19 protein-coding genes are annotated in these 21,404 nt (G+C 64.2%); 17 read left to right on the forward strand and 2 right to left on the reverse strand.

All coding sequences use genetic code 11. From position 1 onward, the window contains the following. Positions 1 to 57: 57 nt before the first annotated feature. The 6 genes from AUJ55_03490 (at position 58) to AUJ55_03515 (ending at position 5,804) form a co-directional block, all read left to right on the forward strand. Positions 58 to 684 (forward strand): hypothetical protein, encoded by a 627-nt coding sequence (locus AUJ55_03490; GenBank protein ID OIO59484.1) that lies wholly within the window; start codon positions 58 to 60, stop codon positions 682 to 684. Between the two features lie 274 nt (positions 685 to 958). Further along, positions 959 to 2,137, forward strand: a complete 1,179-nt coding sequence (locus tag AUJ55_03495; protein OIO59485.1) for an acetylornithine transaminase — start codon at positions 959 to 961, stop codon at positions 2,135 to 2,137. Between the two features lie 309 nt (positions 2,138 to 2,446). Then, positions 2,447 to 2,773, forward strand: coding sequence for a hypothetical protein (locus tag AUJ55_03500; protein OIO59486.1), 327 nt, complete (start codon positions 2,447 to 2,449; stop codon positions 2,771 to 2,773). Then, positions 2,770 to 3,540 carry a hypothetical protein gene (locus AUJ55_03505; GenBank protein ID OIO59487.1) on the forward strand — a complete coding sequence of 257 codons (771 nt, stop codon included), beginning with the start codon at positions 2,770 to 2,772 and terminating at the stop codon, positions 3,538 to 3,540. The genes AUJ55_03500 and AUJ55_03505 overlap by 4 nt, the downstream gene beginning before the upstream one ends. 162 nt (positions 3,541 to 3,702) lie before the next feature. Continuing rightward, the gene (locus AUJ55_03510; GenBank protein ID OIO59488.1) at positions 3,703 to 4,386 is read left to right on the forward strand and encodes a DNA-binding response regulator; all 684 of its coding nucleotides are present in this window, start codon (positions 3,703 to 3,705) and stop codon (positions 4,384 to 4,386) included. Then, positions 4,383 to 5,804, forward strand: coding sequence for a hypothetical protein (locus tag AUJ55_03515; protein OIO59489.1), 1,422 nt, complete (start codon positions 4,383 to 4,385; stop codon positions 5,802 to 5,804). Before AUJ55_03510 ends, AUJ55_03515 begins: the two co-directional genes overlap by 4 nt. Before the next feature lie 260 nt (positions 5,805 to 6,064). Here AUJ55_03515 and AUJ55_03520 read toward each other — a convergent pair whose 3' ends face one another. Both AUJ55_03520 and AUJ55_03525 read right to left on the reverse strand, forming a co-directional pair. Then, a complete protein-coding gene (locus AUJ55_03520) occupies positions 6,065 to 7,549 on the reverse strand; it encodes a carboxylate--amine ligase (GenBank protein OIO59490.1) in 1,485 nt (494 codons plus the stop codon). An 82-nt stretch (positions 7,550 to 7,631) separates the two neighbouring features. After that, complete coding sequence (locus AUJ55_03525; protein ID OIO59491.1) at positions 7,632 to 8,825, reverse strand: ribosomal-protein-alanine acetyltransferase; 1,194 nt, start codon at positions 8,823 to 8,825, stop codon at positions 7,632 to 7,634. Between the two features lie 169 nt (positions 8,826 to 8,994). On the opposite strand from AUJ55_03525, the gene AUJ55_03530 reads away from it, so the two are divergent. The 11 genes from AUJ55_03530 to AUJ55_03580 all read left to right on the forward strand — a co-directional run bounded on the left by AUJ55_03530 (position 8,995) and on the right by AUJ55_03580 (position 21,241). Beyond that, positions 8,995 to 10,167, forward strand: coding sequence for an acetylornithine deacetylase (locus AUJ55_03530; GenBank protein OIO59492.1), 1,173 nt, complete (start codon positions 8,995 to 8,997; stop codon positions 10,165 to 10,167). A gap of 87 nt (positions 10,168 to 10,254) precedes the next feature. Continuing rightward, positions 10,255 to 10,716, forward strand: a complete 462-nt coding sequence (locus tag AUJ55_03535; protein ID OIO59493.1) for a hypothetical protein — start codon at positions 10,255 to 10,257, stop codon at positions 10,714 to 10,716. Between the two features lie 314 nt (positions 10,717 to 11,030). After that, positions 11,031 to 11,639 (forward strand): hypothetical protein, encoded by a 609-nt coding sequence (locus tag AUJ55_03540; protein OIO59494.1) that lies wholly within the window; start codon positions 11,031 to 11,033, stop codon positions 11,637 to 11,639. A 233-nt stretch (positions 11,640 to 11,872) separates the two neighbouring features. Beyond that, the gene (locus AUJ55_03545; GenBank protein ID OIO59495.1) at positions 11,873 to 12,076 is read left to right on the forward strand and encodes a hypothetical protein; all 204 of its coding nucleotides are present in this window, start codon (positions 11,873 to 11,875) and stop codon (positions 12,074 to 12,076) included. A gap of 227 nt (positions 12,077 to 12,303) precedes the next feature. Beyond that, positions 12,304 to 12,900, forward strand: coding sequence for a hypothetical protein (locus AUJ55_03550; GenBank protein OIO59496.1), 597 nt, complete (start codon positions 12,304 to 12,306; stop codon positions 12,898 to 12,900). A gap of 93 nt (positions 12,901 to 12,993) precedes the next feature. After that, complete coding sequence (locus tag AUJ55_03555) at positions 12,994 to 13,554, forward strand: hypothetical protein (protein OIO59524.1); 561 nt, start codon at positions 12,994 to 12,996, stop codon at positions 13,552 to 13,554. 190 nt (positions 13,555 to 13,744) lie between these two features. Continuing rightward, on the forward strand, positions 13,745 to 15,772 hold the full coding sequence (locus AUJ55_03560; protein ID OIO59497.1) for a hydrogenase 4 subunit B: 2,028 nt from the start codon (positions 13,745 to 13,747) through the stop codon (positions 15,770 to 15,772). After that, complete coding sequence (locus AUJ55_03565; GenBank protein ID OIO59498.1) at positions 15,769 to 16,710, forward strand: formate hydrogenlyase; 942 nt, start codon at positions 15,769 to 15,771, stop codon at positions 16,708 to 16,710. Before AUJ55_03560 ends, AUJ55_03565 begins: the two co-directional genes overlap by 4 nt. 589 nt (positions 16,711 to 17,299) lie before the next feature. After that, positions 17,300 to 17,971 carry a formate hydrogenlyase gene (locus tag AUJ55_03570; GenBank protein ID OIO59499.1) on the forward strand — a complete coding sequence of 224 codons (672 nt, stop codon included), beginning with the start codon at positions 17,300 to 17,302 and terminating at the stop codon, positions 17,969 to 17,971. An 8-nt stretch (positions 17,972 to 17,979) separates the two neighbouring features. Then, positions 17,980 to 19,452: a hydrogenase 4 subunit F gene (locus AUJ55_03575; protein ID OIO59500.1), complete on the forward strand. Its 1,473-nt coding sequence runs from the start codon at positions 17,980 to 17,982 to the stop codon at positions 19,450 to 19,452. 220 nt (positions 19,453 to 19,672) lie between these two features. Next, positions 19,673 to 21,241, forward strand: a complete 1,569-nt coding sequence (locus AUJ55_03580; protein OIO59501.1) for a hypothetical protein — start codon at positions 19,673 to 19,675, stop codon at positions 21,239 to 21,241. Positions 21,242 to 21,404: the final 163 nt, after the last annotated feature.

A 21,404-nucleotide genomic window follows, 5' to 3' on the forward strand; every position in this document is an offset into this window, starting at 1 on the left:
GCCCGCAATTCCTTACCTTAGCGCCGGTTTGATCTCCCCCAAAAACCAGGAGTCCTTATGGTGCCCACCACCCACGACCCGATCACCCGCATCCTCCATCTGGGCATGATGGTCTTTGGCCTGACCGCCTTTTTCACCGGCCTGATCGGCGATGAAGAGCATGAGGAGGAGGAGCACGAGCACGGCGGGGCGGTAGCCGATGCCATGCCTGAGGGGGGGGAATCCCTGCTGTTCGAGATCCACGAGATGAGCGGCCTGCTCACCGGGGCGGTGGTGCTCACCCGCATTCTTTGGGGCTTCATCGGCCCCGAGACGCAGCGTTTTTCGTTCTGGTTTCCCCTGGCCAAGGCGCGCCTGCTCGAAACCGCCGAAGACATCGGCAAGCTGCTGCGTCGCATCACCCCCGACCGTCCCTCCCACGGTGGTTTGGCGGGACTGGTGCAGTTTCTCGGTATTGCCACCTTCACCTGGATGGGGATGACGGGGGGGATCCTCTTCACCTTCCTGCCCGAGGGGGCGAGCGAGCCCAAGGGTTGGCTGGAGGTGATCGCCGAGGGGCACGAGGTGGGCGAGCCGCTCATCATGCTCTTTTTGCTGCTTCATGTTGGCGGGGCGATCACGCACCACATCGCTGGCCACCCGATCTGGCATCGGATGTTTCCATTCATCAAGCCCAAGGTCTGAGTGATCGGGGCGCCCCCTTGACGAAGGGCGCCCCCTTCCCATACTCCCGCGCCATGTTCACGAACCTCTCCCTCAAACGAGCCGCAGCCGCTGCCACCCGACGTCGTCGGGCGGTCGATGGATCTGCACGCGAGGTCGTGATCGGATAGGGCAAAACCCCCATCCACCCGCCTTGAAGAAACCGCAGATCCCACCGGGTTTGCGGTTTTTTTGTTGGCGCGGGGGATGGCCTGGATCACCCCGCTGCCATTGTGATCCAGGCCAGGAGGCACCCATGTCCCAACCCTCATCCTCGCCCCGGTTTTCACCCATCATGCCCACCGCTGTGCGGCCCGAGATCGTCTTTGCCAAGGGGGAGGGTTCCTGGCTCTGGGACGAGAGCGGCAAGCGTTACCTTGATTTCATTCAGGGTTGGGCGGTCAACGCCCTGGGCCACTGCCACCCGGCGGTCGTCCAGGCGCTGCAAACCCAGGCGGCAACCCTGCTCAATCCCAGCCCCGGCTTCTACAACCCCGCCATGCTCAAACTCGCCGGACTGCTGACCGACCATTCGGGCTTCGATCACGTCTTTTTCGCCAGCTCGGGGGCCGAAGCCAACGAGGGGGCGATCAAGCTGGCTCGCAAGTGGGGGACGCTGCACAAGGGGGGCGCCCACCGGATCATCACCTTTGAGAGCGGCTTTCATGGCCGGACGCTCGCCACCATGGCAGCCTCGGGCAAACCGGGCTGGGAGCAGCTCTTCACCCCCCACATCCCCGGATTCATCAAGCTCCCTTTCAACGATCTGGCGGCGGTCGAACGGGCGTTGGACGAGTCGGTGGTGGCGGTGATGCTGGAGCCGGTGCAGGGGGAGGGGGGGGTGATTCCGGCGACGGTCGCGTTCATGCAGGGGCTGCGTCGGTTGACCCATGAACGCCATGCCCTGCTCATTGCCGACGAGGTGCAGACCGGCATGGGGCGCTGCGGCGATCTTTTCGCCCATCAAGGCTACGGAGTGCAGCCCGACATCATGACCCTCGGCAAAGGGATCGGCGGCGGGGTGCCGTTGGCGGCATTGCTGGCGACCAAGGCGGTCAGCTGCTTCGCCCCCGGCGATCAGGGGGGGACCTACAGCGGCAACGCCCTGACCTGCGCCGCCGGGGTGGCGGTGCTGCAAACCCTGCTGGCGCCCGGCTTCATGGAGGGGGTGCGGGCCAAGGGGGCGCTGCTGCGGCAAACCCTGGAGGGGGTCTCGGCCAACTTCGGGTTGGGCGCGGTGCGAGGGCGGGGATTGCTGCTGGCTCTCGACACCGGCAACCGCGACGCTCCGGCCATTGTGGCGGCAGCGCGGGAGGCAGGATTGCTGCTCAACGCCCCCCGGCCCAACGCCTTGCGCTTCATGCCGGCGCTGACCGTCAGCGCGGGGGAGATCCGGCTGCTGGGGTCGATGCTGGAAGCGGTGTTGGCAAGATGACCGGCGTTCACACCTTCGGCGTCGTTCCGGGGCTGCGTCGGCGCAACCCGAAATGACGCCCACCAAGTGCCTCTCCATAGGGCACACGGGTTGCGTGGAGGGGGCGTCCGCTCATTTTGGGCGCGTTGCAGGACACATCGCCGCGATGTCTTACCCTCTCAACCGAAAACCCATCGGCCCGGAACGGGCCTCTCATCCTTCTTTCTTCCATGCCGCGGCCGGGATGGTATCGCCAGTGGTACCTTTTCAACCCATCCCGCGCTCGCAATGGAGGCGCTCATTCGCTGCATTTAAACCAGGGAGCACCCCATGAATGCCTGGCTCTACCTCGCCATTGCCATCGTGCTGGAGGTCGGCGGCACCACCGCCATGAAGCTCTCTGAAGGCTTCACCAAGACCACCCCCACCGTGGCGATGGCGATCTGCTATGTCGTCTCCATCGCCGCCCTGGGGCTGGCGCTCAAAAAGATCGAGGTCTCGGTTGCCTATGCCATTTGGGCCGGAGTCGGCACTGCGGTGATCGCCCTGCTCGGGATCCTTTATTTCAAAGAACCAGCAACCCTGGCCAAAGGGGTCTCCATCGCCCTGATCGTCGCCGGGGTGGTGGGGCTGCATCTGCAAGGGGGGCATGCTTGACCCCCAATCGCCGTCCCACCCACTGCCTGCTCGACATCGACGGCACCCTCCTCCACGGCAAAGACCCCATCTCCGGCGCGCTCGAAGCGGTTCATGAGCTGATCGTCCTGGGGGTCGAGGTCGCCTTTGTCACCAACACCACCACCCGCACCGCCGCCGGATTGAGCCGCGAACTGACCGCCTTGGGGTTGCCTGCGCCGGTCGAGCGCATTTTCACCCCCGCCAGCCTGACGGTGGCCCACATCGGCTCTCGCCGCGCCGCCCTGTTTCTGCATCCCGAACTGCGCCCCGATTTCGAGGCGGTGACGGTGGACGAGGTCCGCCCCGAGGTGGTGGTCATGGGCAAAATGGGGCGGCTCTACGACGGGGGCGACCTGCAACGGATCTTCACCTGGGTGATGAACGGCACCGAACTGGTGGCGCTGCACAAGAACCGGATGTGGAACACCCCGCAGGGGATGGAGATGAGCCTGGGGGGATTCGTCGCGGCGGTGGAATACGCCACCCGGACGAGCGCCACGATCCTGGGCAAACCCTCGTCCGCCTTCTTTTGGGAGGCCTGCCACGCCTTGGGCGTCGATCCCGCCGCCACTGTGATGGTGGGCGACGACATCGAGGCCGATGTAGGGGGGGCTCAAGCCTCGGGATTAAAAGGGGTTTTGGTCAAAACCGGGAAATACCGGGTCGATGTTGTTGAGGGACACGCGATCAAGCCTGACGGGGTGATCGATTCGGTGGCGGGGTTGGCGCAGTGGTGGCCGCTCTGAGCAGCGCGCTGCACAAAACCGGCCCCGATGGGCACAATGGCCCCGGTGTTTCATGCAGGGCGAAACCCACCCAGGTTTTGTGAGCGCCTGTAAAGCCGCTCGGCGCCCGCCCCCGCTAGGGGGCACAATGGCTTTTTTTAAAAATCGACGCAGGAGGGTGCGATGTCGCGGGTTTTGATCGTGGACGACGACCGGGAATTGGCCGAGATGCTTCAGGATTACCTGGGGGGGGAGGGGTTCGAGGTGGCGCTGGCCTTCGATGGGGAAAGCGGCGCCCAGCAGGCCCTTGAAGGTGCCTGTGACGCGGTGATCCTGGACGTGATGATGCCCAAGCTGGGGGGAATGGAGGCGCTCAAGCGTATCCGCGCCAGCTCCCAGATTCCGGTCTTGATGCTCACCGCCCGTGGTGACGAGATCGACCGCATCGTGGGCCTGGAGATCGGCGCCGACGATTACCTGCCCAAACCCTTCAATCCCCGTGAACTCACCGCCCGATTGCGGGCGGTATTGCGCCGCACCAAACCCCAGAGCGGGGTTGAGGGGGCGTTGGAGGCCGGTCGTCTGGTCCTCTTCCCCGCCGCTCGCCGGGTCGAGGTCGAGGGGGACGAGATCGAGCTGACCAGCACCGAATATAGCCTGCTTGAGGTTCTGGTTCGTCATAAGGGGCAGGTGGTGCGCAAAGAGATCCTTTCGGAGGAGGGTCTTGGCCGCAAATTGGGTCGCTATGACCGTTCCATCGACATGCATCTGAGCAATCTGCGCCGCAAACTCGATCCCGATCAGGTTCATTACCCTCGCATCTTGACGGTGCGCGGCGTCGGCTATCAATTGGCCCTGAGTGACTGATGGGTCGTCTGTTCTGGAAGATCTTCCTCTGGTTCTGGGCCGCCATGCTGCTGGTCGGCGGTGGCGTCGCCTGGGGCGTTTCGGTCGTGTACGAACAGCTGGTCGCCGAGGAGATCGCTCCCCCCTTCGTCGAAGGAATCGCCGATGCCCGCGCCGAGCGGGTCGCCGCCATTCTCGCCTATGGTGGGCGCAAGGAGGCGCTGCGCTACCTGCATCACTACGACCGCCACCCCTTCCCCATGTTGGTTTTGAACCCGCAGGGGGAAGACATCCTGGGCCACCCGGTTTTAGAAGAGGTGGCCCGCTACGCCACCGATCCCGGCCTCAGGGAAACCCAGCCCCGCTCCGGACTGGCCGACGTGACGATGCCCGACGGCGTCCGACTGCTCGTCGTCGCCCCTTTGCCTCGCACCATGGCCGAATTCAGAGAAATGGAGCGCTGGCGAGAAATCAGCCACCGAGAACGGGCGCCCGACCCTACCACGCCCATGATCCAGACACTCCAGGTGTTGACGGCAATCGCCATCAGTGCCCTGGTGTGCTTCTGGCTGGCTTGGTACCTCGCCAAACCGATTAAACAGCTCAGCCAAGCGACCCGTCGCCTTTCCGAGGGCGATCTGAGCGTCCGGGTCTCCCCCGATCTATCCCATCGCCAAGATGAAATCGCCGCACTCGGAAGAGAATTCGACCATATGGCCGAACGGCTGCAATCGCTGCTCGATGCCAAGAAACGGCTGTTGGTCGACGTCTCCCACGAACTGCGCTCCCCTTTGGCGCGCATGCAGGTCGCCTCGGCGTTGGCCCAACGCCAAGCCCCGGAGGCGAGCGCCGAATTCGATCGGATTGATCGGGAGATCGAACGGCTAGGATCCTTGATCGATCAGGTTCTGGATGTCGCCCGCCAGAATGAAAAGGATGCGGCCATCCCCATGGACGACGAGGTCAAACTCCACCAACTCCTTCAAGAGATCGTCGCCGACACCGATTTCGAGGCGCGGGCCAATGCGCGGGGCGTCCATCTGCTGGCCTGTCCCAAGCTGACCCTCCAAGGCAGCGAGGAGCTGCTGCGCCGGGCGGTAGAAAACGTGGTGCGCAACGCCATCCGCCACACCCCCCCCGGCACCACCGTCGAGGTCACCCTCACCCACGCCCCCACCCACGCCACCATTGAGGTATGCGATGCGGGACCGGGCGTTCCGCAGGCGATGATGGAGCACATCTTCGACCCCTTCGTTCGGGTGGGAGAGGCGCGTGATCGTGAAGGGGGGGGATACGGACTGGGATTGGCCATCGCCCAGCAGGCCATGAGTCGGCATGGGGGAACGATCAAGGCGGAGAATCGCAGCGCAGGAGGATTGAGCGTTTTCCTCGACCTTCCCCTCCCCCTGAAAGGGACAACCGGCACCACACAGGGGTAAGGAAAAAGCGCCGATTCAAGCCATTACCGCCACAAACCAGGGCAGCTGCCTTGAATCGGCACGCTTGGCAAAAACCAAAAGTAGGCGCCATGAGGCGGCGATGGTTTTTGCTTGGCTTGTAAAATCAGCAGCGCTTCGGCGACTTAGGTCGCCTCCTACGACAGCTTCGGCGACGGGGTCGCCTCCTACGACAGCGCTCCATTTTAGCGGCCCATCCTTGGGTCGCTCGGAAGCGCGATTCAATCAGCGCTTCCTTAGCGTCAGCGCCCGTGCCGTAGCTCCAACCGCCGCAAAAACTCCCCCATGATCGCCTTGTAGAGCCCCTCTTTGGCGACCACATCCTCGACGCCGCTGTCGATGCTGGGGTTGTCGTTGACCTCGATGACCACCACCCCCCGCGCGCTCTGTTTCAGATCGACCCCGTAGAGACCGTCGCCGATCAGATTGGCGGCGGCCAGCGCCACCTTAACCACCTCGGGAGGGGCATCCTCCAGCGCGATGGTTTCGAATCCTCCCGATTTGGCCTGTCCCCCCGGACCATGTTCGTAAATCTGCCAATGCCCCCGGGTCATCAGGTACTTCGACACGTAGATCGGCTGGCGATTGAGCACCCCGACCCGCCAGTCGAAGGGGGTGTAGAGATACTCCTGGGCCAGGATCAGATCCGATTCCTTGAACAGCTTGGCGACGATCTCGTTGAGCTGGATCCGATTTTCGGCTTTGAAGACCCCCCGCGAGAAGGCGCCGTCGGGGATCTTGAGCACCACCGGATAGGGGATCTGTGCCTCGATGGTCTCCAGATTGTGTTTGTGCACGATCAGGGTGCGGGGGGTCGGCACCTTGTTGGCGGCCAGCAGCTCGGCCAGGAAGACCTTGTTGGTGCATTTGAGGATCGAGTCGGGGTCGTCCATCACCACCATGTCCTCGCTTTGCGCCTTCTTGGCAAAACGGTAGGTGTGGTGGTCGATGGCGGTGGTTTCGCGGATGAACAAGGCATCGAATTCGGCCAGTCGGGCGTAATCGGAACGGTCGATCAGCTCGACCTCGATCCCCAACCCTTTGCCCGCTTTGATGAAACGCTTAAGAGCCATCTCGTCGGAGGGGGGCATCTTCTCGGTGGGGTCGCGCAATATGGCCAAATCGTAGCGGGGGGGCTGGCTGGCCCGTTTGGGTTGCCAGCGGCTGGCCATGTAACCGTGCACCGCCTCCAAAAAATGGGGCAGTTCGTCTTCGGGCATCAGGGCGGGGGCTTGGGGTTTGATCGAGGCGATGCGCCACTTGCCCTGCAACTTGAATTCGACCTTCAAGCAGGGGACCGGAAAGGTCTCGAAGATCTGCCGGGCCAGATCCCCCAGGGGGGGCATGCGGCAGTGGCCGAAATGGATGTAGAGCTCCAGCGCGGTGACGGTGAGCCCGGGCGCGATCTTGGCCATCCGTTTTTGCAACAGGGCGTCGAGGTCCTCGGTTTCAAGCCCGTAGATCGACTTGCGCGACAGATCCTGAATCGTGCGCACCGAGGGGATGACCCGATGCCCCCGCGCCTCGGCCAGCAACGAGGTGTAGTAGCCGGTGCTCAGATAGCGGTAGCCGCGGCACATGTTGATGACCCGGACGCCCCGACCGTCGCCGTTTTTGCCCCGTTTGGGCAGGCCGGTCAGGTATTCGCGTGAAGCGACCACCCCCCCCTCGGGGAGTTTGCCGGTCCAGAATTCGGGTTGATCGACCACCAGGATGTGGGTCGCCATGGCGAGCCTCGGGCGTAACGGTTGGGGTAAAAGGGATGGATAAAAAGGGCTAGCGGCGTGTCGAGGGGGTACAAACGGGGGGCTATTCCTCCGACCACCCGGCGAAATCGTCTTGGGTTTCGGGGGTCGTGGCGACAGTTTTTTCTGGCTGCATTGGGCTCGGTTCGGCAAACAGCTCCGGCATTGGGGCATCCTTGTGCAGGATCAACACCGCCCGCAGCAATCCCTTGCCGTAGCGGGCCATCGCCTCGAAATCGCGGCGCAGGATCGGCATGTGGGCGCAGTCGGGTTGCGCCTTGCCCTGCTCCCAATCGATGAAGGGGTCGTGCACGTAGACGAAGCGATCGTCGAATCCGGTCACCACCACCCAATGGGGGAATTTCTCGCGGTAGATGCGGTAGGAGCTGATGAGCACCACCGGGATATCCCCCCGGTCGAAGCGCTCCTGAAGTTCGGCGGTTTTCAGCGTGCCCAGGTGGATGGGGATGCCGACCCGGGCGATCTCTTCCACGAAGTCCTCGTGGACCAGCCGCATCACCTCTTTTTTTTCTTCGCTGCGTACCGAATCGAGAAACAGCGCCCCCTCGTCGTTGACCCAGATCTCGACCTTGAATCCTCGATGGTGGGCCGCCAGCGCCAAGCCGAAGGGGCCACAGCCGCCATGGCCCGAGGTCATGAAAACGGTGGTCGATTCGCGCCACAGTCGAAGTTCGAGTTTGCGGCTCAGATCTAAATCGGGATCGAGCCCCTTCATCGCCATCATCAGGGCGGCCGGTCCACAGGTGAATTCCAGGGTTTGTTCGTAGTAGGGGATCCGGCTGGGGGGGGCCAGCCCCGGCGCGAGCCGCTTTTCAAAGCGGAGCGCCGCCATGTGGTCCTCGTAGTAATCGGGGTAGAGGCCGAACTCCCGATAACCCCGTTTTTGATACAGGGCGATGGCGGCGGTGTTGTCGCGCCGTACCTCTAGGCGCAGCAGCACACAGTCGCGCCCCCGCGCCGCCGTCTCGACCGCATCCATCAGCCCCGCCCCCACCCCTTGCCTGAGCAGCTCGGGGGCGACCGCCATCGAATAAAGGCGGGCCAGCGAGGTACCTCGGTTGTACAGGAGCATGGCGTACCCCCGCAGATCCCCCCCCACCACATCGACCAGGGTATCGGCGTGTCCCTTGGTGAGCAGATGGCGGAAGGAACGGCGCGAGATTCGGTCGCCGCTGAAACAGCGGTTTTCAAGGGCCACGAGTAGGTCGAGGTCTTCGAGGGTGGCAGGTCGGATCATGGCACCCTCCCGGGGTGGTGATTCATGCAGTGCGGCGGAGATGGTGGCACCGTCGCAGGGGCGGTGGTAGGGGGAGGGTTGCGCGGGATGACGCAACGAGGATGTGACCTGTTGCCGCGAATCGCTGCGCCCCTTGCGCCTCCTCCTCCCTCGGTCCGATCATCGGAACATGAACCCGACCCCAACCCTGATGCAGATGCTCGCCGCCCTGATCGCCGCCCCCTCGGTGAGCAGCGTCTCCCCCGACTTCGATACCGGCAACCAAGCGGTGATCGGCCTGCTGGCCCAATGGCTGTCGGGGCTCGGCTTTGCGGTCGAGGTGCTGCCTCTGCCGGGTCGCCCCGGCAAGGCCAACCTGATCGCCACCCTCGGCAAGGGGCCAGGGGGGCTGGTGCTGGCGGGGCATACCGACACCGTCCCCTGCGATCCCCACCTCTGGCGCTTCGACCCCTTCAAGCTTACCGAGGAGGAGGGGCGCCTCTACGGTCTGGGCACCTGCGACATGAAGGGGTTTTTCCCCTTGGTGATCGAGGCGCTACGTGGTTTTGAGGCGGGGAGGAGGATCGATCCGGCCACTTTGACCGCTCCGATCATCGTGGTCGCCACCGCCGACGAAGAGAGCAGCATGGCCGGGGCGCTGGAGCTGGTGCGCTTGGGGCGACCCAAGGGGCGCTATGCGGTGATCGGGGAGCCTACGGGGCTTAAACCGGTGCGGATGCACAAGGGGATTCTGATGGAGTCGGTGCGGCTCACCGGTCGCTCGGGCCACTCCTCCGATCCCAGCCTGGGTTTATCGGCATTGGAGGGGATGAGCCAGGTGTTGGCCGACCTGATCGCCTGGCGCGGCCAGCTTCAGGCGCAACACCGCAACCCCGGTTTTCATGTGCCGGTGCCGACCCTGAATCTGGGGCGGATTCACGGCGGCGACAACCCCAATCGAATTTGCGGCCACTGCGAGCTGCACATCGACATTCGTCCCCTGCCGGGAATGGAGCTTGAGGAGCTGCGCCAAACCCTGGATGCACGGGTGGCCCAAGCGGTGGCGGGCAGCGGTTTGCAGATCGAGGTGACGCCGCTGTTCCCCGGGACCCCCGCCATGGAGACCCCCGCCACCTCGGCGTTGGTGCAGGCCGCCGAACGGTTGACCGGCCACAGCGCCGGGGCGGTCGCCTTCGGCACCGAGGGGCCCTACTTCACCGCGCTGGGGATGGAGACCTTGATCCTCGGCCCCGGCAACATCGACCAGGCCCACCAGCCCGACGAATGGCTCGGTTTGGAGCAAATCAACCCCACCATCGCGCTGATCCGGCAACTGGTCACGCGGTTTTGCGGAGCCCGTTGACGGCGTAAATGGGGGGCGCTAGCGTGGTGATATGTGGCATACCACGGCATGCCCAGCCCCCTTTCTCGTCGCCCCAAGGAGTTCATCATGCGTAATCTCATCGCCGCCGCCCTGTTGGGCTTTGCCCTCCTCCTGAGCCCGTTAACCCCTAGCGCTCAGGCCGACGCACGCTCCCTAGTCGATTCCTACAGCGCCTCCGACCTGCGCTACATGCTTGAGGAGGCCAATATCTTCGACGAGGTCTCGACCAAGAGCGCCAATCAGGTTCTGGTCAAAAAAGATGGTCGGTCGGTATTGCTGATTATCTACGGCGACGGCGACCTGGGGATCTACTACGGTGCCCGCGGCACGATCCCTCTTCAGGCGATCAACGAGTGGAACAAGACCAAGCGACTGAGCCGCGCCTACCTCGACAACGATAACGACGTCGCCCTGGAGGCCGATCTGCTCTCCAATGGTGGGATGAACGAAGAAAAGGTGGTCTCTTTTGTGAAGTTTTTCTTCCAGTCGGTCGGGCAATACGTCGATTTCGTACAGAAGAATATGTGATGTCGGGGCGGCCCTCCGTCGGGAGGGCCGCCTTCCCCCTCTTGCCCGATTCTTCCGGCGCCAATCACCTGTAATTCCAACCTTTCTGCACCCCATTCCCCCCCGAAATTTCGCTGGCATTTCCCCCCAATTGCGTCGTTTGATTGGCGCCTTCGTTGTTGCCTTTTCGTCCTCATCGAGGGCCATCGTGACCGCCGCCGCTTACACCTGACCTCCCCCCCTCCTCGTCGTAACCCCACACAATTTGGACGGAACCCAGCGACCTTACCTCAGGCTGCCGCTTCCGCTGTGCATGCCCTTTTTTGGGGATGTTCATGATCGACGTGCATCTGCTGGACCCTGCCGACGACTGTTTGTCCTGGCTCGCAGCCCAGATCGACGCCCACGCCGGCGAATTGGGTTTGCTCCCCGACGACGGCAAATACCTCTTCATCGCCATGCTCAACCACGCCCACTTCAGCACCGACAGCCACCGCCCCTTGGTTGCCCAGGTGGATGGTGTCAACGCCGGACTGGCCCTGGTTTTTAAACCGCCGAAAAAGGGGGGAATTCACAAGCTGGCGGCGCTCTACGTGCTGCCGCAATACCGGGGGATGGGGGTGGGGGCATTGCTGCTGCAGCGGGCGCTGGGGTTGGGGAGCAAGTCGGAGCCGACCGTCGTCGCCGCGACCCCGGCGGCGGCGGCCTACTACCACAACCGGGGACTGATTGCCGACGCCATCTGCCCCGATGGCAGCATCAATATGGTGCAGCGCAAGCTCACCCCCAGGCAGACCGCTATTGGTTCATATGAGCTCTTCGCCACCGGTCGGCAGATCGTGGCGATGTGCCCCGAGGGGCAACGGGAGGGGTTGTGGCAGGCGGTGGGGAACGAGCTGGCGCGGTTTGCTTGGCCCGAGGTAGAGACGCCGCTGGCGGGGTAGGGGTTTGCGTGGGGGCGATTTGGGGTTACAAGGGGGTCGCTGGCGACGGTGCGCAACGATGGCGCGGGCAAACGCATTTTTTGCGGCGAATACCTGGTGGAGCTCTTCGCCGACGGCAGCCGCAGTAGACGTCGCCATGGGCAACGGCGAAACGGTGAGCCGATCGGTCTCGTTTGGACGCAGCATGTTTCCGCTCATCGAGGCGTTGGTGACGTAGGAGGAGGGACAACGCGATGATGGAGCGGATTGCAGCGTGGTGGAGAAGTCTGGAAAACCGACAGGTCAGCAAACTCTTGGGCGGGACCGCCTTGATCGTTGCCGTTGCCGTTGCCGTTGCCGTTGCCGTTACATGGTGCCGTGCCCGCGATGGAGATCCTTGCCGTGACATCGGCTTTTACACCAAAGCGGCCCTCAAGATCTTGCTCGCCATGTTGTGATGGGTGCCCTTTTTCAAGCACGACAAAAGTCCGATGGCGCGCCGTGGTTTCCCCTTCAAAGGGGACGACTGCAATCCCTCCCGCCCCCTCTTGTGCAACGGGGGGCGTTGTGAAGTCGTGATGTCGTCCCGCGTCTGGTCCTACCGTCTTTGAAGGAGCAAGGAGCCCCAATGACAACTTTCCCGAACAACCGCCCTTATCGAGTTTCAAGACTGCTCGGTATTGCGATGGGTTTGGCCGCAGCATCGTTGCCCGCCTGGGGCATGCCCATCGCGGGCTCCATCGATCACGGCCAGTTCCACGTCCTGTTGAGCTTTGACGAGGATGGTTTCGACACACCGCCTTCAACGGCATTGAACCTGACAGGGACCGCCTACCCCCTGTTTGCATCCGCCCCTCAAATCGTGGAACTCCCCCAACAACGGGATTCCGAAGACGATTTCACCGACGAACCGGTACGTATGGGTTTGACTGGAGACGAGCAAAGTTGGGATCGCGCTTTCTTCGTACTGCACGACGATCCGCAACACTGGCTCGGCAACGCTCCCAGCGAAACGGATGTGCGCAGTTTTTACCGTTTCTTTGCCCATGACCGCTGGGGGTCCAACTTCGTCCCTTCCTCGTTGCTCGATGCCCCGCTCGAAGAACTGGCTCCAGCGACCAACGTGACCGTTCTCTTCGCCACCGACGTCGACCACGACGGCCACAACGAATTGTGGATGACCTATCGGCTGATGTGGGGAGAGCTGGGGCGGATGGTTTGGGAGGCCGACGACAACGGTGCTTGGGTCAACCTCGCCAATCGGTGTTTCAACTGCGATTAACCCCGGCGGTTGTCCACAATATTTGACGTCCGTCCACAATCATGAACAATCCCCCCGCTCTTCTACCCCTACGGAGGCGGCGTGCAGACCTTTATCCAGACCATCAAACAGCTCCGGGCCGACCGGGGGCTCTCCTTGCGGGGGCTGGCCGAGGCGGCGGGGTTGTCGGCTTCGGCGCTGTCGCAGATTGAGGCGGGGCAGGTCTCCCCTTCGGTGGCGACCCTCGAAAAAATCGCCACCGCCCTGGGGGTTTCGATCACCGCCCTGTTTGCGGTGCCCGAAACCAGCGAGGGGCCGCGCATCGTCTCTTTGGCAGGGCAGCCAACCTACTCCCTGGGCGATGCGGTCCACTTCACCCCGCTGGGCCACAAAACCAGTCAAGCCACCTTCGAACCGGTCCATATCCGCCTCGATCCGGGGGGGAGTTTTTCCGACCGTCCCTACACCGTTTCAGAGGGTGAAGAGTTCGTCTGGGTGCGGCATGGCTCGGTGGTGCTGGTGCTGGACGACCACGAACACCGTATCGACGAGATGCACGGCGTCGCCTTCGATCCCGCCCGCCCCCACAACTGGATCAACCCCGGCGAGCAGCCGGTGGAGTTGATCCTGATCCGCCCCCGGCCCGCCCAACGGGGCGGGGAGGGGGGCAAATGAGCCTTTACGGGACCGGGATCCGTCGCGGCATGGCGGGGATGGACGCCAGATCTTGCCGGGGGGGGATTTCCAGCCTGTCGGCGGATGCGCTGCGTTTATCCACCCTACGACCCGTCCCCACCCATCCGACATCCCGCCTACAACCACCCCCCTCCCCAGCTCTGGGGCGGGGGGACAAAGCATCCCGACGATGACGCACCTCCAGCTTGCCCTGCTCGCCCTGGGACTCGCCCTGGGCAGCGCAATCCTGGCGCTGCTGCTGGCTGGATCGCGTCGCTGGCAGCGCCGCCTGAGCTTGACCCTCCTGATCGCCTCGGGATGTGCGGCGGTGTTGGGGGGGGTGGGGGGATTGCTGGCCCCCGAGCCGACCGCCATGACCCTGCCGCTGGGGCTCCCCTGGTTGCCGCTGCACCTGCGCCTTGATCCTTTGGGGGGGCTGTTCTTGGCGTTGGTGGGGGGACTGACGGCGTTCGTTGGGATCTACAGCCTGGGCTACATCCGCCACCTCGACCCCAGACGCCCCCGTACCCCGTTGCTGATCGCCACCGGCATCTTCGTCTTCGGCATGATGGGGGTGTGTCTGGCCGACGACATGCTCGCCTTCATGATCCTCTGGGAGCTGATGAGTGTGGCCTCGTACGTGCTGGTCGCCTTCGAGCACGAAGAAAAAACCAATCGCGACGCCGCCTTTTTGTACCTGCTGATCGCCCACGCCGGGGCCATTGCGATTCTGATCGCCTACGGCATCTTGGCCACCTTCGGCGGTGGGCTGACCTTCGACGCCATGCGGGCGGCGCAGCCTTCCTCCGTCTGGGCGGGGGCTGCCTTCCTGCTGGCGTTGCTCGGCTTTGGCGCCAAGGCGGGGCTGGCGCCGCTGCACGTCTGGCTCCCCGAGGCTCACCCCGCCGCCCCTGCACCGATCTCGGCGCTGATGAGCGGGGCGATGCTCAAGGTCGCCATTTTCGGCTTTTTGCGCTTCACCCTCGATTTGCTCGGGGTTGAGGCTATGGCCCCCTGGTGGGGGGCGGTGGTGGTGGCGTTGGGGTCGGGCTCGGCGCTGACCGGGGCGCTGCTGGCATTTCAGCAAAGCGACCTCAAGCGGCTGCTGGCGTGCAGCTCGATTGAAAACGTCGGCATCGTCTTCATCGGGCTGGGCTTAAGCCTGATTTTTCTGGGTTATCGCCTACCGGGGCTGGCGGCGTTGGCGCTGATCGCCGCCCTCTACCACAGCCTCAACCACGCCCTGTTCAAGTCGCTGCTCTTCATGGGGGCCGGGGCGGTGATTCACGGCACCGGACGGGCCAATCTGGAACACCTGGGGGGGCTGATCCGCTTCATGCCGATCACCGGGTTCTTCTTTTTGGTCGGTGCCATGGCGATCGCCGGACTCCCCCCGCTCAACGGTTTTGTCTCGGAGTGGCTGACCTTTCAAGCGGCGCTGCTTTCCCCCCAATTGCCCAACCATCTGTTCAACGCCCTGCTCCCCATTTCGGCCGCCATGCTCGCCCTGACCGGGGCGTTATCGGCGGCGATTATGGTCAAGGGGTACGGGATCGCCTTCCTCGGGGTGCCCCGCTCGGCGGCGGTCCACCACGCCCACGAACCGGGCTTTTGGATGCTGGCGGGGATGGCTCTCCCCGCCCTGGGCTGCCTGGTGCTCGGCATCCTGCCCACCGCCGTAATCCCCCTGCTCGACGCCATTCCCCAAGCGTTGCTCGGCCACGGCATTGCTGCCGAGGTGGGACACAACGGCTGGCTTTGGTTGACCCCGGTGGCGCCGGAGCGGGCCAGCTATTCGGGGGGGGCGGTGGCTTTGGGGCTGCTGCTGGCGGGGGGGATCGTCTGGCTGGCGCTGCGTCGCCGCGGCGGGGCGCCACGACGGGTCGAGATCTGGGATTGCGGTTTCCCCGGGATCACCTCGCGCATGACGATCACGGGGCTGGGGATGTCGCAGATGCTACGCCAGGTCTTCGACGCCTTTCATGCCGTCCCCAGCGAGGTGCGGCGCGGCGATCACGGCCACCGCAGCCTGCCGTCCGCCATGAAGGTTAAGGTGACGATCAAGGATCGCATCTGGGAGACCTTCTATCTCCCCATCGGGGAGCTGACCTTGTGGTTGGCCAAACATGTGGTGCGGCTGCAAACCGGGAAGGTCCACATCTATCTGACCTATTCGTTTGTGACGGTTTTGGTACTCATGGCGGTGGTGAGTCTATGAGCACTTGGCTCCGTCCTTTGCTTGAAACCCTGCTGCTGGCAGGTCTCGCTCCGCTCGCCACTGGCCTGCTGCGCTGGTTCAAGGCGCATCTGCAAAACCGGCAGGGTCCACCGCTGCTGCAACCCTACCGCGACCTGCTCAAGCTGCTGGCCAAGCAACCGCTGGTTCCCGAGCCGAGCTCCTGGATCTTCCGCGCCGCCCCCTACATCGGCTTTGCGGCGATTGTGGTGGCGGCCGCCATCGTGCCGGTGCTCTCGATCCCCTCGCCGCTCACCGCCCTGGGCGACGTCATTGTGCTGGCGGCGCTGTTCGCCCTGGCCCGGTTTTTCACGGCGCTGGCGGCGCTCGACACCGGCACCCCTTTCGGTGGCATGGGAGCCAGCCGCGAGATGAGCATCGCCTCTTTGGCGGAACCGGCCATGTTGATGGCCATTTTTGTACTGTCGCTGGCGGCCCACAGCACGAATCTGTCGGTGATGATCGATTCGACCCTCAACGCCGGGCTGGTGCTGCGCCCCTCGGTCGCTTTCGCCTTGATCGCCATGGTGCTGGTGGCGCTGGCCGAGACGGGGCGGCTGCCGGTCGACAACCCCGCCACCCACCTCGAACTGACCATGATCCACGAGGCGATGGTGCTCGAATACTCGGGAAGATATCTGGCGCTGATCGAGTGGGCACAGCAGATCAAGCTGCTGCTCTTCGTCACCCTGATCCTCAACCTCTTCGCCCCCTGGGGAATCGCCGACGCTGCCGGAGATTGGTGGATCGCCCTGGTCGCCTGGGTCTTGAAGGTCGTGGCGCTGCTCGGGCTGTTGGGGGTGCTGGAAACCACCGTGGCCAAGATGCGGATCTTCCGGGTGCCGGAATACCTGGGGGCCGCCTTCGCCATCGGGATGTTGGGGATGTTGACCCACTTCATTTTGGAGGTGGGGGTATGAGGGGGAAGACGGGGGTTCATCGAGGCATGGTGGATGCGCTGCGCTTATCCACCCTACATGGCCACCCCACCACCTGTGCCTGTGGGAGCGGACCGTCCGCTCACCCTGAGCCTGTCGAAGGGGCGCGAATGGCCGGGAGAAGGTCGCCCCAACCCTGCCCAACTCCCAACAACCCTGCTTCCCTTCGGCCACATGGTGGCCTGCCACAGGCGAACGCGGTGGTTGGGGGTCGGCGGGGGACGGCGCCGGTTTTCCCCCTCGCCCCCCTAGGGGGAGAGGGTCGGGGTGAGGGGGCCGCTGTGCGGGGGCCAGCGGGCCAAGCAACCGAAAGCTCCCGCGTGGGCCCTGTCTCAACACAACCAACCGCCCCTCTGCGACCCCCCCTCACCCTAACCTACGCTCACCCTGAGCCTGTCGAAGGGTCCCCCCAAGCGGGGCGAGGGGACGAGGGCCGCCCCGAAACCCATGCGCTCCCCCCGAAGGCGTCATTCCAGGGGCGCGCAGGGGAGCCCCGGAATGACGCCGTGAGGGGTCGTTGGGTCGATAAGCGCAGCGCCTCCACCTCCCTCTTCCCCCCCGAGCCCCGCCCATGAATGATCTGGCCACCCAAGCGATCAGCGTTCTGGCGGCCTTGGTGCTGCTGATCGCCTTCGGCCTGCTCGCCCAGCGCCGCATGCTCGGGCTGCTACGCCTCTACGCCTTGCAGGGCGTGGTGTTGGCGGGGGCGGCGGGGTTGGTGGGGTATGTTTCGGGCAGCCACGAGCTGTATCTCTCGGCCCTGCTCACCCTGCTTTTAAAAGGGATCGTGCTGCCCGCTTGGTTGTGGAGGATCATCGTACGGCTGCATGTCGAGCGTGAGGTCGAAACCCTGGTCAACATCCCCGCCACCCTGCTGATCGGCACCGGGCTGGTCATCTTCAGCTACTTCGTCGCCGCCCCGGTCAGCGAGCTTTCGACCCTGGTCACCCGCAACACCCTGGCGATTGCCCTGTCGGGGGTGCTGCTGGGGATGCTCATGATGATCACCCGCAAGAAGGCGATCACCCAGGTCATCGGCTTTTTGGCCATGGAAAACGCCCTGTTCTTCGCCGCCACCGCCGCCACCTACGGCATGCCGATGATCGTCGAACTCGGGGTCGCCTTCGACGTACTGATGGCCGCCATTATCTTCGGCATCTTTTTCTTTCAGATCAGCACCACCTTCGAATCGCTCGATCTCGACAAACTCACCCACCTGCGCGAAGAGGGGGATTCGGAGTGAGCCCCCCCATGAATCCCCAAACCGCTTTCGACCTGCTGCTGGGCGCCCCCCTCTTCGGCGCCGCGCTGCTGGCCTTCATCGGCCATAGCCACCGGGCCGCCGTGGTCAATATTTTGATCGCCGCCCTCACCCTGGCCGGGGCGGTGGTGCTCGCGCTCGACGTTCTAGGGTCGGGGCCGCGCACCCTGTACGGGCAGGCCTTCTTCCTTGATTCGTTCAATACCTTTTTGGTGGTTCTGACCGCCTTCGTCGCCACCACCACGGCGCTGTTCTCCCGCCCCTACATGGCCTTCGAGGCGCGCCACCGGGGGCTCCCTTCGCGGCGGATGCGGCTCTATCACGCCATGGTGCAGCTTTTTATTTTTGGGATGTTGCTGGCGCTGACCACCAACAACTTGGGGGTGATGTGGGTGGCGCTGGAGCTCGCCACCATGGCGACGGTGCTGCTGGTGTCGCTCTACCGCACCCCCGATTCCATCGAGGCGGCCTGGAAGTACTTCATTCTCTGCGGCGTCGGGATCGCCCAGGCCCTCTTCGGCACCGTGCTGATTTTCTTTGCCGCTACCCAGGTGCTGGGGCACGGCAACGAGGCGCTGACCTGGACCGCCCTTTATGCCCACGCCGACGACCTGGAGCCGGTGGTGATGGGGCTGGCGTTCGCTTTTTTGATGGTCGGCTACGGCACCAAGGTGGGGTTGGTGCCGCTGCACGCCTGGCTGCCCGACGCCCACTCCGAGGGGCCGACCCCGGTCTCGGCGGTGCTGTCGGGGCTGCTGCTCAACGTCGCCCTCTACGCCCTGGTGCGCTGCAAGGTGCTGGTGGAGGGGGCGACCGGATCGACCCTGCCGGGGACGATCATGATCGGTTTCGGATTGACCTCGTTTTTGGTCGCCGCCTTCTTTTTGCACAAACAGCGCGACATCAAGCGGATGTACGCCTATTCGTCGGTGGAGCACATGGGGCTGATGACCCTGGCCTTCGGCATCGGCACCCACCTGGCGACCGTGGCGGGGCTGCTGCACATGACGGTGCACTCGCTGGTGAAATCGGGGATTTTCTTTACCGTCGGCCACGCCGCCCAGGCGATGGGCAGTCAGGCGATGCCCAAAATCCGGGGGTTGATCCGCCACTCGCCGGGGATCGGTTGGGGGCTGCTCATCGGCACCCTGGCGATTGCCGGATTCCCCCCCTTCGGGCTCTTCGTCAGCGAACTGCTGCTGCTCACCGCCACGGTGCAGAGTCACCCCTGGATCACCGTGCCGCTGTTGTTCGGCCTGGTGATCGCTTTCGCCGGACTCTTTCGCCACCTGCAACCGATGGTCTTCGGCAATCCCCCCCCCACGGCGATCAAGGTGAAGGTCGATTTCACCCCGGTGATCCTGCACCTGACCTTGGCGCTGCTGCTGGGATTGATGCTGCCCAACTTCCTTTCGGATTGGTTCGAAACCGCCTCGAATTTGCTGACGCCGGGGGGGGGCTGATGTTGGGCAACCACTGCGGAGCAAATCCAAGGGACGGGGGTTTAGCCGCCAATTCGCGGACAGAAGTCCGCTCCCACAACCAAAAGCGACCTTCCGAGCTAGCCTGTGGGAGGCGACTTATGTGGCCGAACGGAAGGGGCGCAGGCGGTGGATGCGCTACGCTTATCCACCCTACTCCTCCCCGGAATGACGCCTCTCCATGGGAAAAGGGGGTGCGCGTATGACCCGGTCCACCCTCATCCGCGCCCTGCGCGCCCAAGGGATCGACGTCGTTGAAGAGGCGGGCGGTCTGGTTTGTCTGCCCTTGGCGCAATGGCTGGCGAGCGCCTTGATTGCCAAAAACGAGGGGTGTCGTCTGGTCGATCTTTGGGCGATGGACGACGCCGCCCTGGGGGGCACCTTCTCGGTGGTCGCCGCCTTCGCCCTGTCCCGTCGCCCCCCAGTGGTGCTGTGTGCGACCCTACCCGAGGGGGTGGAACGTTTTCCCTCCCTGACGCCGACCTTCCCCAGCGCCGCCCGGCTGGAGCGGGCAATCCGCGATTTGCTGGGGCTCATCCCCGAGGGGCATCCAGACACCCGCCCCTGGCTGCTCCATGTCGCCCCAGGCCACCCGGAGCGTTTTCATCCCCTGCGCTGCGACGCCGCCGCCGACGCCCTGCCCCCCCTGATATCGCAGCGTTACCCCTTTTTGCGGGTCGAGGGGGAGGGGGTACACGAGATTCCGGTGGGGCCGGTCCACGCCGGGGTGATCGAGCCGGGCCACTTTCGGTTTCAGGTCATCGGCGAGGAGATCCTCAATTTAGAGGAGCGCTTCGGCTATCTGCACCGGGGGATCGAAAAGCGGATGGTGGGGCTGACCCCGGTCCAGGGGGTCAAGCTGGCGACCCGGCAAAGCGGCGACGCCGCCGTCGGCATGGGCTGGGCTTTTTGTCGTGCGGTCGAAAAAGCGCTCGCGGTCGAGATCCCCCCTGCCGCCGTCTGGAGTCGCGCCCTGCTCGCCGAACGGGAGCGGATCGCCAATCACGTCGGCGACATCGGGGCGATTTGCAACGATGTCGCTTTTTCGTTCATGCACATGCAGACCCTCAAACTGCGCGAAGAGATGGCGCGGCTACACCTGGAGATCTTCGGCCATCGTCTGCTCTTCGATCAGGTCATCCCAGGCGGGGTGACGCGGGTGCCAGATGCGACCCAGCGGCAGCGGTTGGTCGAGCAAACCCAGGCGGTCGCCGCCACCATGGAGCAGCTACGCATCCTGATGGACGACACCCCATCGCTACTCACCCGGCTCGACGGCTCGGGGGTGGTCGATTCCGAAACGGCCCAAAGCCTGGGGATGTTGGGCTACGCCGGGCGCGCCTCGGGGGTCGATGCCGACAGCCGCATCGCGGTCGCCTACGCCCCCTACCACCTGCACGCCCCCGAGGGGTTGGTGCTGCACAAGGGGGATGTGGCGGCCAGGGTGGCGATCCGCTTCGAAGAGATTGCCCAAAGCGCCCGGCTGATCGCGGCGCTGGTGGCCGATTTTCCGGTGGAGGAGGGTGCTGCGGTGGAATTACCTCAGGCTGAGTCGGGGATGCAGGGGTTTGCTTTGATCGAGGGGTGGCGCGGCGAAATCGCCGCCTTCGTGCGCTTCGGAGCGGGAGGACGGATCGACCGGGCCCGACTGCGCGATCCCTCCTGGTTCAACTGGCCGGGGCTGGAGCTGGCGGTGTTGGGGGTGCCGGTGCCCGATTTCCCGCTATGCAACAAGTCGTTCAACTGTGCCTATGCGGGGCATGACGGGTGAGGGGTTGGGTGACCGGGACTGGGGGTTGAGTTTTTTGTGGGAGCGGACTTCTGTCCGCGAATGAGGGGGCAAGATGGGTTCAAAAACCTCAGCCGGTTCGGGATGCCCCCCTCCAATCCCACCAACAGATGGAACAACTCAGCGGTCGCTTTGGCCACCACAG

It is taken from the genome of Proteobacteria bacterium CG1_02_64_396, assembly GCA_001872725.1.
GTDB lineage: Bacteria > Pseudomonadota > MNWR01 > CG1-02-64-396 > CG1-02-64-396 > CG1-02-64-396.